The organism is Okeania sp. SIO3B5, from assembly GCF_010692555.1.
Classification (GTDB): Bacteria; Cyanobacteriota; Cyanobacteriia; order Cyanobacteriales; family Microcoleaceae; genus Okeania.
Genome location: NZ_JAAHHG010000180.1, coordinates 1 through 18,189, shown reverse-complemented (window position 1 = coordinate 18,189; position 18,189 = coordinate 1). Strand labels below are relative to the sequence as shown.

Annotated in this window: 10 protein-coding genes; 6 read left to right on the top strand and 4 right to left on the bottom strand. The window is 36.5% G+C overall.

What is annotated here, in order from left to right:
* Nucleotides 1-782: 782 nt before the first annotated feature.
* Nucleotides 783-1,754 carry a UDP-N-acetylmuramate dehydrogenase gene (gene murB, locus F6K54_RS22310; protein ID WP_375341995.1) on the bottom strand — a complete coding sequence of 324 codons (972 nt, stop codon included), beginning with the start codon at nt 1,752-1,754 and terminating at the stop codon, nt 783-785.
* 38 nt (nt 1,755-1,792) lie between these two features.
* Entirely contained in the window at nt 1,793-3,451 is a 1,659-nt protein-coding gene (gene murC / locus F6K54_RS22305) for a UDP-N-acetylmuramate--L-alanine ligase (protein WP_293082073.1), read from the bottom strand.
* A 1,380-nt stretch (nt 3,452-4,831) separates the two neighbouring features.
* Here murC and F6K54_RS22300 point away from each other — a divergent pair.
* Complete coding sequence (locus tag F6K54_RS22300; protein WP_293082070.1) at nt 4,832-5,851, top strand: type I glyceraldehyde-3-phosphate dehydrogenase; 1,020 nt, start codon at nt 4,832-4,834, stop codon at nt 5,849-5,851.
* A 64-nt stretch (nt 5,852-5,915) separates the two neighbouring features.
* Here the strand turns inward: F6K54_RS22300 and thiL are convergent, their stop codons facing one another.
* Nucleotides 5,916-6,938, bottom strand: coding sequence for a thiamine-phosphate kinase (gene thiL, locus F6K54_RS22295; RefSeq protein WP_366558196.1), 1,023 nt, complete (start codon nt 6,936-6,938; stop codon nt 5,916-5,918).
* Nucleotides 6,939-8,481: 1,543 nt separating this feature from the next.
* On the opposite strand from thiL, the gene F6K54_RS22290 reads away from it, so the two are divergent.
* The 5 genes from F6K54_RS22290 to F6K54_RS22270 all read left to right on the top strand — a co-directional run bounded on the left by F6K54_RS22290 (nt 8,482) and on the right by F6K54_RS22270 (nt 15,891).
* Complete coding sequence (locus F6K54_RS22290) at nt 8,482-10,179, top strand: TrkA family potassium uptake protein (RefSeq protein WP_293082064.1); 1,698 nt, start codon at nt 8,482-8,484, stop codon at nt 10,177-10,179.
* 918 nt (nt 10,180-11,097) lie between these two features.
* Nucleotides 11,098-11,868: a cysteine hydrolase family protein gene (locus F6K54_RS22285; protein ID WP_293082061.1), complete on the top strand. Its 771-nt coding sequence runs from the start codon at nt 11,098-11,100 to the stop codon at nt 11,866-11,868.
* A 354-nt stretch (nt 11,869-12,222) separates the two neighbouring features.
* A complete protein-coding gene (locus F6K54_RS22280; protein WP_293082058.1) occupies nt 12,223-12,666 on the top strand; it encodes a cupin domain-containing protein in 444 nt (147 codons plus the stop codon).
* A 610-nt stretch (nt 12,667-13,276) separates the two neighbouring features.
* Nucleotides 13,277-14,998, top strand: a complete 1,722-nt coding sequence (locus F6K54_RS22275; protein ID WP_293082055.1) for a CocE/NonD family hydrolase — start codon at nt 13,277-13,279, stop codon at nt 14,996-14,998.
* A 257-nt stretch (nt 14,999-15,255) separates the two neighbouring features.
* On the top strand, nt 15,256-15,891 hold the full coding sequence (locus tag F6K54_RS22270; protein ID WP_293082052.1) for a hypothetical protein: 636 nt from the start codon (nt 15,256-15,258) through the stop codon (nt 15,889-15,891).
* Nucleotides 15,892-16,124: 233 nt separating this feature from the next.
* Here F6K54_RS22270 and F6K54_RS22265 read toward each other — a convergent pair whose 3' ends face one another.
* Nucleotides 16,125-17,036 (bottom strand): Hpt domain-containing protein, encoded by a 912-nt coding sequence (locus F6K54_RS22265; RefSeq protein WP_293082050.1) that lies wholly within the window; start codon nt 17,034-17,036, stop codon nt 16,125-16,127.
* Nucleotides 17,037-18,189 lie beyond the last annotated feature (1,153 nt).

Genomic DNA, 18,189 nt, shown 5'->3' with positions numbered 1-18,189 from the left:
ATCTCTTAATTGTAGCTGATAACGGATAGACAACTGAATAAACTTGCTTATTTTAGTTTTATAGCTATAGTTATGAGTAAGTTTGATGAACTTTAGATAAGTTTTCGCTTTCTGTCTTTACCCCCAACTTACTATGCTGAAGTTGGGGCATCTTTACTCACAGGGGAATGCCTTAAGACAGACTTACGTCCACCTTTTGGTCTGACTTCCCCTCCTTCCCTACGGGACGCTGCGCGAACAGCAGCAGTCCTTCCAAGACCGATAGTTGCCTAATGCCTTCTGGTCTAAACATATTTTAATTCTTCTAGATTCTCAATATATTTATACAGAATCTAGTTAGATTTTGTGCATTAGTAGGAGCCCATAAAAATGCGCACCTACCTTATATATAACATCATGGCATTTTTACATAAAAATCATAACACTACAATAGATTTTTAGTACCTAATTAAATTAATAATTTGACGAACCTGCCATTTCCAGCCCTTATTTATTCAAGATTTCCCAATACCATAATTAGCAATAATATTATTTAAAAGCTTTTTATAGACCATAGACTGCCTAAAATATAGTAATTAATTCAGAAGGTGGGGAATCTGAAACTTCTGCCAATTTTAGTAACTATTACTAATCGAAACCTAATGGTAATTTACTTGTAGTTAAAATCTGAATAATTAACAGAAAAACTCGGTATCTAAAGCTGATTTATCCATTTTGTGTACCTAATTTGTACTTGACTAGATTGTTTAACTAGCTAGAAGCAAAGGTTGAGTGTGCTGGTACTAGAAAGTTGCTGCTCCTGAAAAATCTCCGATCATTTTTACCTCTGGCTTTAATAAAAAAGACCATTGCTTTTCCACCCGTTCTTGAACATGATATATCAATTGGAAAATATCGTTAGCTTTAGCTCCCCCGCAATTAAGAATAAAGTTTGCATGACGGTGAGCAACCTGAGCCATACCTATTTGATAACCCTTAAGTCCAGTTTGTTCAATTAACCAACCAGCAGCTTTTGGCCCAGGATTGCGAAAAACACTACCACAACTAGGTAAATGATAAGGTTGGCTAGTCTTTCGCTTGTTAAAATTTTCAGAAGTTATAGCAGTTACCAAAGCAGAATTTTCCCCTGGTTGTAACTGAAAAGTAGCTTGAGCAACCAAAATAGACTTACCTTGTAGGCTAGAATGCCTGTAGCTGTATTCCAAATCTTGAGGAGACAGAATTTTTATCTGACCATCAGGCAACATAACATGGACATTAAGTAATATATCAGCTATACATTTACCTTGTGCCCCAGCATTCATTACCACAGCACCACCAACAGTACCAGGGATACCAACAACCCACTCCAAACCTTGCCAACCCATTCTAGCTGCCTTCCAAGCAATGCGTGGTAATGATTCACCAGCACCTACAGTTAAAAGACCTGTTTCTTGTTCAAAGTTAATGTGACGGAGGTTACGAGTACTAATAACTAATCCTGGTAAACCATGATCGCTCACTAACATATTAGAACCTGCTCCTAGCAAAGTAATTGGTAGTCCTTCAGAGTGAGCAAATTGAAAACTTGCTTGTAATTGATCTAATTTTTTTGGTGTAACATACCATTCAGCAGGCCCTCCTACTCGGAAAGATGTTAGAGGAGCCAAAGGAACATTAGACCTAATTACACAATCTGTTCCCAGTAGTGGAATAGGTTTATCTTGTGGCCTTTTAGCTGAACTAGCTATGTGATCAGGGAGAGTCATGGTCATAACTAATACTTGAATTATCGTAATTTTAAAGATATTGTTTAAGAGTTAGCTAACTCAACTGAATGTTCCTCTACATAAGCTGTTTCAGTAGATACAACCCGATAGTGAGGTTTTTGATAATATGCCATAACCTCTGGAATAATTTTATTGAGGTTGCCAGCACCAAGAAATATTGCCAGATCCCCTGGTCTTAAGACTTCATGTAAAAATGCAGTTACTGATTCTAAAGATGGTTGATAGTAAACCTGTTGATGATAATCAGAAATTGCTTCAGCTACTTGTGGGCCACTGATTTTATCCAATGGTGATTCTCCTGCACTATAGATATCAGTAACAATCACTAGATCGGCATCGTTAAATGACTTAGCAAACTCTGAAACAAAAGCTTGAGTACGACTATGACGATGAGGTTGGAATATAGCAACAACTCTTTGGATCGGCGATGAGTTATTTTGTTTTGTCAAAGATAAACTTGTTGTATATATCTGAGATTTTGTAGTCACTTTTTGACTGTTTTTTCGTAAGCTAGCTGCAGCTAAAGTTGCACTAACTTCACTAGGATGGTGAGCATAGTCATCAATAAATACAATACCATTGCACTCTCCACGGTTTTCAAATCGACGATGAGCGCCTTCAAATTTAGCGATCGCCAAAGCAATAGCAGCAAATTCTAAACCTAGTAATCTCCCTACTGCTACAGCAGCTAAAGCATTACTTAAGTTATGTTTACCCAATAACCCCAACTGTAACTCTCCCAGAATTTGGCCTCGCTCCCAAACACGAGCCAAGGTAACATTAGATTGATAATCTACACAATCAACTGTATAGTCTGCATTATTATCTGAGTTAAGACTATAGCTAATAGCTGGCTGGAGGAAGTTTTTAACTGTAGAACAATCTATACAACCTACCAAAGTTTGACAGTTTTCTTTAAATACCTTGAAAGTTTCTACTACCTGATCTAAACTTTCATAATGATCTGGATGGTCTAATTCAATATTTGTTACTACACCAATGTGTGCAGATAATTTAACCAGAGAGCCATCTGATTCATCTGCTTCTGCTACTAGATAAGTGCTGTTACCTAAACGAGCATTACCTTCCCAAGCATCTACCTCTCCACCAATCACAATGGTGGGATCTAAACCAGTTTCTAGAAGCATAAATCCAATGAGACTGCTAGTTGTAGTCTTGCCATGGGTTCCTGCTACAGCTATACTTTGATAATCCTGAATTAGAGCTGCTAATAGGTCCGAACGATGTAAAATTGGACATCCTAGTGTAATTGCGGCTTTATACTCAGAGTTAGTTTGATTAATTGCTGTTGAACAAATTACTTGTGGCAGTTGAGAATTTTTTTTGTTATCCTCCATTCTACCATTGTGCTTTTCCGTCATTAATGCTTCTGTGCTTAAACGGAGATTTATAGGGGATAAATTTAAACTTGAGTGATTTGACAGAGATAAATTTTTCTGTTGGGAAATTTGTTGAAATAATTCAAAATTTTTGGCATCTTGACGCCAAAAAATATGAGTTCCTATTGCTTGCAAACGCTTTGTTATATGGCTTGATTTTAGATCCGATCCATAAGTTGGTAAATTGCGTTTGGCTAAAATGTAAGCCAGAGCTGACATTCCGATGCCTCCAATACCAATAAAATGAAACGGCCTACCACTGAAGTCAACATATTTAGACATTAATTACTCCTTAATACACCACACTGCGCCCGTAACACGCGATATCATACCAGGATTTTTTTTTTTTAGATAGAGTCTAGCAGTAATTTACCAAAAATACTGGTTAGTTTAGTTAATCAGCTCTATTACTTGCAATTAGTTTGTTTTCTATCAAATCTTTACCTACTGGCCAGTCTTTTTCCGGACATACCTCGAAAAATTAATCAAGGATAAATCATCAGGATTTTTCACAAAAAAAAGAATAAGTATTTATGGAATTTAACCAGACAAAATAAATTATTAATTATCATTCACAATTGAGGTTGCTATTCAAGTATTGGTGATTGGACAGCAAATTACTGAACTAATAACTCATGAGTCGCTAATTCTGACTTACTTGAAATTGAGCAGCAAAGTTTTTGTAAAAATCACCGATATAGCCGAGCATAGGCTATCAATACCCCAAAAATTTGTTATAGATAACTTACTATAAAACTATTCAACAAAAGTTTTTTATCAGCTTCTATACTTCCTTACTACTTACAGTGCTTTTGCTCATTGATGAACTACATCTTCACAAGCAAAATCTTGTAGGGACGTTCCATGGAAGGTCCCTACTGTGGTCTACCCAAATTAAAACCGCTGTAAACTGTCCCAGGATAATTAGTGGAGCAGAAAAAATTTTCTCCTTCTATTTTGACTTTTGACTTTTATTGTTTTGACTTTTGACAAAAATAGTGAAAATTTCTATACCTTTATCCACATAGGTTCCTTTATACAACAAGCTGTGAACAAAAACTTAAATTTAATGCCATAGCTGACTCGATCAATGGCAGGGATCGTAATTAACCTACAAAAAAATTACCAAACTACCATTTTGCTGTATGATAATGGTCAAGATTAATTTTCTTTTAAGCTCTCCTTTCTAAAATTCATATCACTTCTGAAAAAGTTAGGGATTTGAGATGAAGGTACGGCAGAGTTTAAGGCTGAAATTAATATCTGAAACTCCCAAAAAGTACCCAGTGGGGCAGCACGGGGACTGGCTCAATTAAATAGCAGTCAGCAGTCAGCAGTCAGCGGTCAACGGTCAGCGGTCAGCATGATTGACTTTTTTTACGCCCTAGTCGGGGATTTCAACCCCGACTCAAGCATCCGGCGCATTAGTTGCCGGGGTATAAACCCAAGGTCAAAAAGCTGTTAACGTTTCGCTGCGCGACATGAAAAGTGTTTGCGCAGCATGACTATAGGAAAGCTCCTCTGAAAGAAGCACTCCGCAGGAGGCTGCTGAAATGGTGATAGCTGATAGCTAGTTAATACTGAAACTGGATTAATTCAGTTTGTAAAACTGTCACAAACTTTAATTATACATGATTTATTGCTGTTGTTAGGAGGTAAAAAGTGATTAGAGTTGCTATAAATGGTTTTGGAAGGATTGGACGAAATTTTTTACGTTGCTGGTTAACTCGTACAGATAGCCAACTTGATGTTATTGCTATCAATGATACTTCCGACCCTAAAACCAATGCTCACCTACTAAGGTATGATTCAATGTTGGGCACATTAAAGGGTGTAGATATTAGTTCGGATGAAAATTCTATCACAGTTAATGGTAAAACAATTAAGTGTGTATCTGACCGTAATCCTTTAAATTTACCATGGGCAGACTGGAATATCGATCTAGTTATTGAGGCTACAGGTGTATTTGTAACTGAGGAAGGAGCCTCAAAGCATTTACAGGCTGGAGCAAAAAAGGTTTTAATTACTGCTCCTGGTAAGGGTGGAAAAGTTGGTACTTTTGTCGTAGGTGTTAACCATCAAGATTATGAGCATGATGATTACGATATTGTCAGTAATGCTAGTTGTACAACCAACTGTCTAGCTCCAGTGGTCAAAGTTATAAATGACAACTTTGGCATTATTAAAGGTACAATGACTACAACTCATAGTTACACTGGCGACCAACGTATTTTGGATGCTAGTCACAGAGATGTACGGCGGGCCAGAGCAGCGGCTGTAAATATTGTACCAACTTCTACGGGTGCAGCTAAAGCAGTAGCTCTGGTAATTCCAGAAATGAAAGGTAAGTTAAATGGTATCGCGATGCGGGTACCTACTCCTAACGTTTCTGTTGTTGACCTTGTAGCTCAGGTTGAGAAAAATACTTTTACTGAACAAGTTAACGAAATTATACAAGAAGCTGCTAATGGACCAATGAAGGGTATCATTGAATACTGCGATCTGCCTTTGGTTTCTTGTGATTTTCGTGGTAATGATTCATCTTCTATTGTAGATGCTAGTCTGACAATGGTTATGGGTGGCGATATAGTGAAGGTTATTGCTTGGTATGATAATGAATGGGGTTATAGTCAGCGTGTTGTAGACTTGGCTGAAACTGTGGCACAGAAGTGGCCTGCTTAGTTTGTTTGAGTTTTGATTGTCTGACAATTGAAATTGAATTAAAAACCTAAGATAAATAACTTTTTCAAAAATGTTGAAATCCTTGGCTAAGTGTAAGTTGCTCGTTTGGGTAAGTTCCTTGGCTATCTATTAATAAGATGTCGGTGTCGTCTGTGGTTGTACCTACTATGGCTGCACCGACTCCAATTTTTTTTACTAATTCTTGGCCACAAATTGGAGGTAAGCACAAAACTAGCTCGAAATCTTCTCCTCCATAGAGTGCCCACTTTAATGCTTGTTCGGGTGAGACAAGTTTAGTTAAAGAAGAAGGAATGGGAATTTGATTGCGATCGATCCTAGCTCCGACTTGAGATGCTTGACAAATCTGAACGATCGCATCTGCTAGCCCATCACTACTGTCCATTCCTCCTACTAAAATTGAGTTTTTGTTCTGATCTACACTGCTAGAACTATTTAAAGATAAGCAATTCCATAAATTTGTTAAAATATCAAGTCTTGGCCTAGGACGTTGGTGAGCTAATATTAAGGAAGAACGTTCTGCTTCTGTGAGAAATTTACCTAATTCTGGATGCAGTAATAATTCTAATCCCGCTTTTGATGCTCCATGTACTCCAGTAGCAACGATCGCGTTTTGAGGTTGACAATTTGAACGAAGAATAGTTTGTGAAGGTTCAATTTGTCCGAAAGCAGTAATTGAGATAGTACGGATAGGCGATCGCACAATGTCTCCACCGACTATAGGAGTATTGTATGGTTGTAGGCATTCAGAAATTCCTTGGTAAAGTTGTTCAACCCAAGCAACGGTAGTATTGCCAGTCAAACCGAGAGCGATCGTAATACCAATAGGGAATGCACCCATTGCAGCAAGATCGGATAAGTTGGCAGCAGCGCTACGCCAACCGACATCTTTAGGGGAAGTGGTGCGATCGCTAAAATGTACTCCATCAACGAGTGTATCAGTTGTGACTACTAATGATTTGTTGGGTTGAATTGGCACAATAGCAGCATCATCCCCAACAACTTCTGTGGGACAAAAACGGTGTAATACTTTTAAAAGTCCTTGTTCGCTAATATCTTTAACTTCGATCATGGAAATCTATATTCTACTGCAGTTATATTTATAACAGGACTTACGCAAAGGCACTATTTATAGAGTGCAAGTACTATTGGACAACAGTTTTGAGCGCTATATATAGCGTATCTGCGTAAGTCCTATATAATTCAAACTAATATTATGTCCGGTAGCATCGGTATTGTATAGCAAAGGTAGGGAACAGGAAACAGGCAGAAAAACTTAAGAAAGAGCAAGAAAAAAACTTAAATTCCCTGTAGATATTTACGCTAACTTTTACACAAACGATTGCCTTCGGACATGATATAATATCTCTAATTACTTTTGAAGGTCTAAAATTTATCAATTATTTGTTTTGATATCATTTTTGGTTCAAGAAGTCAGAAGTCAGAAGTTAAAAAAAGAGACTATTCCTTATGTCAAGCTTCATTATTGCAGAGGTACTGATAACTGATAACTGAAATGACCGCTTATATCCTGAATATAAAAAGGATTTACTAATCAATATCCTGACTTTTGATAGCAATGATATACTATATTCTTCAAATAAGAATAATCATTTATAGCACTACAAGAATTAGTTTGGTTAGGACATTTTTCAATTCTAAAACCCTTTTACCGAATAATTAATAATTAAATAATTCTGGTTTAAAGCCTACCCTTTTAACTATCCCTTACCCATAAGTCTTGAAACCCTTGTGGGGAGCAGGGGAGCAGGGAGCAGGGGAGAAAGGAGAAAAAATCGTAGTAGCTAAGTAAAACTACTGAAGTCGTCAAAAAAAATGTATTTTTCTATACGTTTTTTCTCCCGAAAAAGCCGAGCCAAGGCTTATGCATAACTCGTCTATTTTGTCAAGTTTTATGTTAAGAAAGATGTGGGTAATATGGATAGCCTTTTAAGGGGAAAAAGGCGGTCGTTTGCGGAGCATTCCGTAGGATGGGATGGCGTTTTGCTCCGCAACATATAAAGCAGAGCGGCTCTGATAAGAGCGGGTCTCCTCGCTGTCTGACCATCGACCAAGAAAAGAAATAATATTTCCTTATATTCAATTCCGTAACGGTTTTAACCAGAGGTAATTATCAATTATCAATTATCAATTATCAATTATCAATTATCAATTATCAATTAATGAACGTTTGCTGTTCCCTGTTCCCTATTCCCTAGCGCTACGCACTATAAAAATTTTTTTTACCTCGATAAAAAATCAATATTACTTTGAGATATTTGTTCTTTTTTTTGTTAGAACTATGAATCATTAAGAAGGTTGATTAGTTTGAAAAATAACTGAATTTAAACTAATTTGTGTAACCAACTAAAAAAAATAATGATAGTCAAAGTTGAATGATTGATAAAAATTAAAAAGCAACATTAATTTTTGTGTCAAAAAATCAATATAAATCAATAAAAATAATGACTATTGATAAGAACTAAAGATCAATATTAGGAAAGAAACAGTGTTGTAAGTTACATTTTTTTTAGTACAAATAACCAATGATAGTTTATAGGAAAAACTAAAAGATGACTTCTTAACATTACTTTAATAACTTTCCCGGTCTAATGAAACCTAGAATAATAGTCTGTGGCTTGGGTCGTACCGGCTACAAAATATTTCGTCTATTAAGACAGCAGGGTGCAACAGTTGTAGGTATAAGCGATCGCCCACTCCGTGGAGAGGGTACAGAGATTATTGTCGGCAACTTTCGTTCAGCATCTACCTTATTGGCAGCAGGCATTCAAAGCGCTCATACTCTGGTTTTAGCAGGGAAAGATGAGTCTGTTAATTTGGCCGTCTTAATGTTAGCAAGAATTCTCAATCCAAAAATTCGGATTATCAATCGTCTATTTAATACAAGTTTGGGCGATCGCCTAGACCACACTCTAACCGACCATACAACAATGAGTGTGTCAGCTTTAGCAGCTCCGGTATTTGCTTTTGCAGCTTTAGGAAATCATGCTATTGGCCAGCTACACATATACAATCAGACCTGGCCAATGCGAGAAGAATTAATCGGCCATAATCATCCTTGGAAAGGTCGTAAACTGAGTTCTTTGTGGGACGATCGCTCTCTAATGTTGATCTACTATATACCAGTGGCAAATCCAATAGATTTGGTCTCTGCAGTAGTAGAAGAGCGGGAGTTACAGGTAGGAGATCGTCTGATTCTTTCTAGCAAACCAAAGGTGCGAACTCGTAGACAAAATTTAGTTTATTACTTATTCAAGGCATTTGGCAGACTCAGGCAATTTCAGCGACACAGTAAATCAGCAGTAGTTCTCAACTTAGCTCTGTTAGTAACTGTGTTATTCTGCACTATTACTTATATTAGTATAAATCTGAATAACAGCTTTGTTGATTCTCTCTACTTTACAGTTGGGATGATTACAGGAGCAGGGGGAAATGAAAAAATAGCCGAACAAGCACCAGGCAGTATCAAAGTATTTACTTCGATCATGATGCTTGTGGGAACGGCGATCGTCGGTATTTGTTATGCGCTGCTGAATGATTTTGTATTAGGTACTCGCTTCCAAGAGTATTGGGATGCTGCTCGAATACCACTAAAACAACATTACATTATTTGTGGGTTTGGTGGCATTGGTTTACATATTGCCGAGCAACTGATTGGTAGTGGGTATGAAGTAGTAGTGGTAGAGCGTAACCCTAACTGTCGATTTCTCAATACTGCCAGATCTATGAAAATTCCTGTGATTGAGGGAGATGCAAGTTTATCTACGACTCTAGAAGTTGCCAATATTGAAAAAGCTGAAGCACTTTTAGCTGTAACTGGTAATGATATTATTAATTTAGAAATTGCTCTGAGTGCTAAGGGACTTGTTCCTAAAATGACAGTTGTGGTGAGAAGTCAAGACCCGCACTTAGCTCTAATGGTACAACAGGTTTTTGAGTTTGAGTCTGTACTTAGTCCCACAGAATTAGCTTCCCCTGCTTTTGCTGCTGCAGCGATCGGTGGTAGAATTCTTGGTAATGGAATTACAGCAGATAGTTTGTGGGTAGCATTAGCCACTTTAATTACACCGGGACATCCTTTTTGCGGAAAAATTGTTCAACAAGTAGCTAGCAGTGCTGATTTTGTACCTTTGTATATAGAAAGCAACGGTCGGGAAATTCATGGTTGGGAATTGTTAAATGCGACCTTGAATTCTGGTGATGTTTTGTACTTAACGATGCCAGCTAATAGACTAGACCAACTCTGGAGAGATGCACCTATACAACTAATAAGTAATGCTGTTAAATAGTTTAATTATCTATGAATATAGATTTGGAGCTTTGGAAATATGTCTTTTTTATTCTCCTGGGTTTTAACTCAGGAGTTTTAAATTTTCTATTAAGGGAGTAGTTCAACAATTAATAATTAATAATTAATAATTAATAATTAGGGTTTGCTGAAAAAGTCTTTTAGTGGGGGGAGGAGACAGGAGACAACCCACCCCTCGCCCCTCCCAGGAGGGGAAGACAGAAGGAATAGGGAATGAGCGAGGAGGTAGGAGCGGGCGTTTTGTCCCTTAATTTTTCTGCCCAACTCTTACACAAATACTAACTTTTTGAGCCTTCTTAGCCGAAAATATGGTACTTTTTTTCAACCTAATAAGGCTAAAACTTTTATATGTGAATACTTTGATAGTTAATCAGCAATCCCTAATTATCTCTTCTTATAAAGAAAAGGATTGGCTAAATTGTTATTTAGGGCTTGCGCTCAAAAGTCTTTTTGCTAAGGCAGGAAGTAGGGACCCACCCCTCGCCCCTCCCAGGAGGGGAGTAGGGAGTAGCTAAAACTCAAGAGTTGGAGGGAGTTGTAGAGGAGGTAGTCGGAAAAATTATCCCTTGCCAACTCTGCCCAACTATACGCCAAAATACTCACTTTTTGAGCATTATAAGGCGAAAATTAGGTACTTTTTCACGATCTAAAGAGGCTAAAACCTTTATCTATAAAGACTTTGATATTTAATCAGCAAACCCTATTTAAAGTTTTTGAACCTTCAGTTTACCATACAAACATTTAAAAATAAAAATTACCCAAACAATTAATAGGAAAATTAAAAATTTATTAAATAATACAAGCAATAATATTACGATCGACGAAAATAAGGGTGAGTTATAGAGAATTTTTCTATGCTCTTTGTGATTTTATTGATGAATTCACCCGGTAAGCTGTAATGCAGAATTCCTCCCTTGAAACTCTGGGTATACCACCCAATGCGTGGGCAGTTGATGAGACAACTGCAGATATTACTCGTCCTTCTCTTCCTGCTCAATCCATTGTCATTAAAACTGAAACCAAAAGTATTAAATTAGATTTAGCTAAAACAGCAATTCTAATTATAGATATGCAAAATGACTTCTGTCACCCTGATGGTTGGTTAGCTCATATTGACGTAGATGTAACACCTGCAAGGTCTCCAATTCAACCACTAATAAATTTTTTACCACAACTGCGATCGCAAAACGTCCCGATAATTTGGTTAAACTGGGGAAACCGCCCAGACTTACTGAATATTAGCGCCGGGTTACGCCATGTGTATAACCCCACTGGTAAAGGTATAGGTTTAGGAGACCCACTGCCAAAAAATAATGCCCCTGTACTTATAGAAGGAAGTTGGGCAGCAGCAGTTGTTGATGAGTTAGAGCAACAACCAGAAGATATTCGTGTCAGTAAATATAGGATGAGTGGGTTTTGGGATACTCCTCTTGATAGCATCCTGCGAAATATTGGCAAAACAACTCTCTTATTTGCAGGAGTGAATGCAGATCAATGTGTAATGGCAACATTACAAGATGCAAATTTCCTTGGTTATGACTGCATTTTAGTTTCGGACTGTACTGCTACTACTTCCCCTGAATATTGTTGGCAAGCTACTATTTATAATGTGAAACAATGTTTTGGGTTTGTCACAAATTCTTGTGCTATTTTAGAGGCTATTAATTGAAGAAGGCAGGAGGCAGAAGGCAGAAGGCAGGAGGCAGGATGCAGAAGGCAGGAGGCAGGATGCAGGAGGCAGAAGGGAAGAAAAGGCGCTCACGAGAAAAAGTTTTTTATCACTGATTATCCGGACATGATATAAGAAGGAAGAAGGCAGAAGGCAGAAGGTAGAAGGTAGAAGGAAAAATTGTTCATTTCAAATAAAAAGTAAAATTGCCAAAAATCTTTTATTTATTGCCAGATAAAAACCATAATTTTTAATGCCAACATGAATAGCTCTTATGTCATTGTTCCTAAGCAAAACTACAACTAAATAATCAATAATTTCCTGAATAAGTTAATACTATATACCTATAAAAAAATGATTACTCAATGCATGATTCCAATCCTTAAGTCTCCCCAAGATTATCAAGCATATCGTATTAGTCCCCATGATAGTAATCGATTAGCAATTATTTTCGATCCTGTCATTGCCAATGCTTCTTTAACTGTATGTTTAGAAATTTTTGATGTTGGGGGAAAAACTCCTCCAAATCGACATAATTTAGCGGTAGAAATGTTCTTTATTATTAAAGGAGAAGGAAGGGCAATATGTGACGGAAAATCTATTAATATTCGTGCTGGTGATAGTATTCTAGTACCACCAACAGGGGTTCATGTCATAGAAAATACTGGTTTAACTCGTCTTTATGCTTTATGTATTATGGTGCCTAATGAAGATTTTGCCGAACTAATTCGTAGTGGAATACCAGTAGATTTAGATGAAGAAGATATGCAAGTTCTTTCTCGTTCAACTTGTTTTTAAGAAGGAAGAAGGAAAAAGGAAGAAGGAAGAAGTGGATGAGAACTCAAACCCCAACAAGCTTTTAAACATCCTGTAGATGGCGGAGTATTACAGTACTTTTTAAGATAGTGAGGTACAGTTCAATAGACATCTCCAGAAAAGAGGTAACAGCTCATCTGGCAACAGGCAACAGGGATAGAGAATTGATAATTTATGGATAATAATTGATTTTATTTTTGATTATTGGAGATGTCTAATATTAATCTCTATACCCTCTTTCCTACTCCCTACTCCCTACTCCCTACTCCCTATTCCCTATTCCCTAAAAATGAAAGTGGATGAGAACTCAAACCCCAACAAGCTTTTAAACATCCTGTAGATGGCGGAGTATTACAGTACTTTTTAAGATAGTGAGGTACAGTTCAATAGACATCTCCAGAAAAGAGGTAACAGCTCATCTGGCAACAGGCAACAGGGATAGAGAATTGATAATTTATGGATAATAATTGATTTTATTTTTGATTATTGGAGATGTCTAATATTAATTTCTATACCCTCTTCCCTACTCCCTACTCCCTACTCCCTACTCCCTATTCCCTGTTCCCTGTTCCCTATTCCCTATTCCCTAAAAATGAAAGTTTTACCCAAAAAAACAGCTTCAGTATTTACCAGAGATGGAATACGTTTAGATGCTGATATTTATCATCCTGATGCAGAGGGTGAATTTCCAGTCCTATTAATGCGACAACCTTATGGCAGAGCGATCGCTTCTACAGTAGTCTATGCTCATCCAAAATGGTATGCTTCCCATGGTTATATTGTGATTATTCAAGATGTACGAGGTAGAGGTACATCTGAAGGAGAATTTCAACTATTTGCCCATGAAATTGAAGATGGAATTGATACTATTAATTGGGCAGCAAATTTACCAGGTAGCACTGGCAAAATAGGAATGTATGGATTCTCTTATCAAGGTATGACTCAACTATATGCTGCTAGTGCTAAACTTCCTGCTTTAAAAACAATTTGTCCTGCTATGATTGCTGATAATTTATATTCAGAATGGGCTTACGAAGGAGGAGCATTTTGTTTACAAACAAACTTGGGTTGGGCAATTCAATTAGCAACAGAAACTGCTCGTTTACAAGAAGATGAACGAGCATATCAAGAACTTTATCAAGCTGCTAAAAATTTGTCTTTTTCTACTTCAATTCCTGCTTTATCGGAAGTAATGAATAAGTATGGGATAGATTCTTTTTACCATCAATGGTTAGAAAATTATCAACCTGGCGAATATTGGCAAAATTTATCACCAAATTTAGAAAATATAGACCTACCAATGTTACATATTGGTGGTTGGTTTGATACTTATTTGCGAGGTACAATTAATCTGTATAAAAAAATATTTTGTCGTAGTAAATTCTTACAACAATTAATAGTAGGTCCTTGGTCTCATATTCCTTGGGGAAGAAAACTAGGAGCTGTAAATTATGGTTTGGCAGCTTCTAACCCCATAGATGATATACAAATATTATGGTTCAATCAATTTCTTAAAGGAATAAATACAGGAATATTAGAGCGATCGCCTGTTTCTTTATTTGAGATGGGAAGTAACGAATGGCGTAATTTTGATTCCTGGCCGAGTAATAATTATCGGTTCTATTATTTAGCTAGTACAGGACTTGCTAATATGAGAGAAGATTCAGGAAAACTTAACGATAATTGCCCTGATATTTCTACTGATGATATATTCGTACATGACCCTTGGCGACCTGTTCCAGCATTGGGGGGTCATGCCACATTTCCGGCTGGTTCTTTTGAACGTTCAGAATTAGATTGTCGTACCGATATTTTGACTTATACTTCTGAATTTTTAACAGAAGATTTACACATAGCTGGAGATATTTATGTAGAAGTATATTGTATAGCAGATACCAGTAGTTTTGACCTTTCGGCTGTGTTATCTGAAGTTAAACCAAACGGCAATGTTTATAATTTTACCCAAGGTTATATCAAGGTTGTTTCTAAGGATTTACCAGTAAAAATATCTTTACAGCCAACTTGTATAAAAATTGAGAAAGGTAATGCTATTCGACTGAGTTTAAGTGCAGCTTTTTTTCCTGCATATTTAATTAATCCTGGCATAGATAAACCACCAAAAGAAGTACGATTAATTGATGCAAAAATTATTACTATAACTGTTAGCTCAGGAGACAATAATCCTTCACGAATTTCTTTATCTACAGCAGGGAACAGAGAACAGGGAACAGGGAACAGGAGGGAAAACATTCCTCTGTTTGAGGTTCATCATCAGCATAAGTCCTATTTGAAAAACCTCAATAACTTAGCATAAAAGACAGAGGGGATAGAGGTAATTATCCATTATCCATTATCCATTATCCATTAATGAATTCTTTCTTCTGCTGTATAATAATGTTGAGAGGTAAATTAAAAAATATATAAATATGTTCTATCGTTGTAGTCTTTTATATCATGTTCGGTTGAATACTTACACTTTGGAGGAAGGAAGGCAGCTATGCTGGAGGCAGGAGGCAGAAGGGAAGAAAGGGTTAAAAGGGATAAAGTTTTTTTATAAGTGATTATCCGAACATGACATTAGAAATTGCTGAATATATTTTTATTACTGCTTCTGTTGTCGGATTTTTGGCAAATTATATATTCGATAAACCAATTATTTATGCAGTAGGGTGTGTTTTAATTTCTCTGTTAATTAATTTAGTTAATCGACATAAATTAGCAACACAAATTAAAGTAATTAAATTTGATACTGCTGGAAAACTAGAGCAATATCAAAAGTCAATTTACCAAATGATTTCTCAGTTGAAAAATAGTATAGCTTTTTTTGAATCTGCTGCTAAAAACTTAGAAAATAATCAGGAAGATATCAATATTAAACCTTTGCTGGAAACTATGAAAAGTTTGTCTAATCGATTTGATATTCAGGAGCAAACTATTAAACTGTTACAAACAGAGCTAGAAATGATTTCTCAGCAGTTTAAACAACGACCGGAATTACAGCAAATTAATGATTTAAAAAGTGTGATTATTGATTTACAGCAGTTTATTAATAAGTTGCCAGAGTGGAGCGATCTACAACAACATCAGTTTCAAAAGTTAGAAGAAAAAGTTAATCGTGCTTTGCGTAAACTTGAGGAAAGTATTGCAGAAAGAAGAAGGAAAAAGGAAGAAGGAAGAAGGAAGAAGGAAGAAGGAAGAGGTGGATGAGAACTCAAACTACAACCAATTGTAATATCAAAGACCAGATTGAATCTAAATTAGACATCTTTTCAACAATCCAAAATACTAGCTTTATGCAGCTCTTTGATCTGAAAAACTGCCACTTTTTTAGACAAAAAAATGCTAAAATAAATATCAGTCAATGCTTTGATATTTAATCAGCAAACCCTAATTATTAATTATTAATTATTAATTATTAATTATTACCCCTGTTCCCTCTTTCAATTATTTTTGGACGATTTAACGTGCTTAACTAATAATCGAGCGATCGCTTCGAGTTGCTTATGATTAAAACTTTTAATAATTAATTGCACTAACTCTTTAGGTTCTTTTGGCAAAGTTACTTTTTTCTGCTCAGAAGCTTTTGCTATTTCCTTAAGGTCTTGACTCGCTACTATTTCCTGTACTTTTCCTGCTTGGATCAACTCACTGGCTTGATTAAGTTCTTTAATAATTACAGGAGCTAGAATTTGATAAGACAACTTAGAACTAGCGATCGCCTGTCGAGAATATGTAACTAAACTCTTCCAAATTTCTGTATTTTCATCCAACTTCAACAAACCATTACAAAGCTCTGTAAGCTGTTTTCTAGAGTCAGGAGAGTCAGCCTGTTTAAACACCTCTAATATTTCTTTTAACTTACTTTTAACTTGTTGAGCAAAATTAGATTTAGATATTGTCTTCCCATTAGTAGATGGCGAAACAGTACCACCACTCACTAAAGTATTCAAATTAGTTTCTAATTCTGAAAATATAGGCAAAGCACTATCAACAATCTCTTGTCCCTCTTCTTCCCTCAAACCATAGGGACTTTGTAGACGTTCTACTAACTCTTTGAGAGTATCATACCCTTTTAAAAATTGAGACTCTACTGTTTGGTTAATATCAACAGGATTTTCGCGTATGATTTTGAAACAATCTTCTAAACGGTGAGCTACTTTTTGTACACTGTGCATTCCTAACATAGCAGCTCCACCTTTTACAGAATGAGCTGCTCTAAACATATCATTAATAGCTTCAGAATCTGACATTGTAGACTTCAAATCTACCAACCCAGTTTCTAGAGTAACTAAATGTTCTTCTGCTTCTAATATAAATAATTGTTTAATCCGATCGTCTTGTTCTGATGACACAATATTTCTCCTAAAAATTACCGAAAAGCGACGTTGAAAGCCCCCGTGTTTTAAGCGGGGGATGAAAACAAGCGAGTCGTTTAGACTAGACAACTTTAGTTGTCCTGTGCTATTATTTTAATATACAAATGTTTAGACAAAAGTAAGCAAAAGGCTAGGGTTAAACTTAAGCCGACTGTGTAGGGGCACTGCGGAAATTGTCCCCAAAGACTGTATCTTTGGTCAGCGCTCGAAAAAACGAAGCAACAAGGATTTATTGGTGTTGCGTAGTATCAACTTAGAATCCCCTCGGCAACAGCTACGGGGAGTAGTCAAAATTATTCACTAATTAGGGTTTGTTGAAAAAGTCTTTTTGCTGAGGCAGGGAATAGGGAATAGTTAAGAGTCAGGAGTTTAGGGAAGTTATAGAGGAAGTCCTTGAAATAATGCTTTCTTGATTTGTCTACCTCGCCCCTGCCCCAAAATACTCATTTTTTCAACTTTATTAACCGAAAAGCCGATACTTTTTCCAGACCTAAAATTGCTCCAACCAATATCAGTCAATACGCGTGATATTTAATCAGCAAACCCTAATTAAGTAATACCAATTTCATAAACTGAAACAACACTTGTAAAAGTATCTATCAAGCTTGAAAACTAATATTTCAAGTTATGTGTAGTCTGACTTTAGGAAATTGGTATAAGAAAAAAAGAGTTTAGTAGAAAACTCCATTGACTTGAAGCTACCACTTCTATTTTAGCATTAATAACTGGATATATATAAAGTATCTTAAGGTAATTAACTACATATATTTTAATCCTTTTTTGAGCGAAAATTAGGAAATAATTTAATGTTAACTAGCTGTCATATCATGTCCGGTTGAATAATTAGACAATGGTTGTCCGAAGGCAGGAGGCATCCCCCCTACCCCCCTTTGAAAGGGGGGGAGGCAGAAGGTTTTCTCAAGAGTGTCACCTTAATTTTATACACGCTCCGATGCTACCGGACATGATATCAGCTATTAGCTTGGGTTGAAATGCCTGGCTTTTACCGAAAAATTGGGTTTAAAGCCTCCCCTTTGAAGGGGACTTTTTATTTTTATGTTAAGTCAATTGAATATATGCTATAGTATTATTAGTTGCCGGGGGGCACTCGGAAACTCGTGCGCGGACG

Excerpts from the sequence above, each read along its gene's own strand:
- F6K54_RS22270 (WP_293082052.1), top strand. The coding sequence starts at position 15,256 with ATGACATTAGAAATTGCTGAATATATTTTTATTACTGCTTCTGTTGTC.
- murB (WP_375341995.1), bottom strand. The coding sequence starts at position 1,754 with ATGACCATGACTCTCCCTGATCACATAGCTAGTTCAGCTAAAAGGCCA.
- F6K54_RS22285 (WP_293082061.1), top strand. The coding sequence starts at position 11,098 with ATGCAGAATTCCTCCCTTGAAACTCTGGGTATACCACCCAATGCGTGG.
- murC (WP_293082073.1), bottom strand. The coding sequence starts at position 3,451 with ATGTCTAAATATGTTGACTTCAGTGGTAGGCCGTTTCATTTTATTGGT.
- F6K54_RS22275 (WP_293082055.1), top strand. The coding sequence starts at position 13,277 with ATGAAAGTTTTACCCAAAAAAACAGCTTCAGTATTTACCAGAGATGGA.
- F6K54_RS22280 (WP_293082058.1), top strand. The coding sequence starts at position 12,223 with ATGATTACTCAATGCATGATTCCAATCCTTAAGTCTCCCCAAGATTAT.
- F6K54_RS22290 (WP_293082064.1), top strand. The coding sequence starts at position 8,482 with ATGAAACCTAGAATAATAGTCTGTGGCTTGGGTCGTACCGGCTACAAA.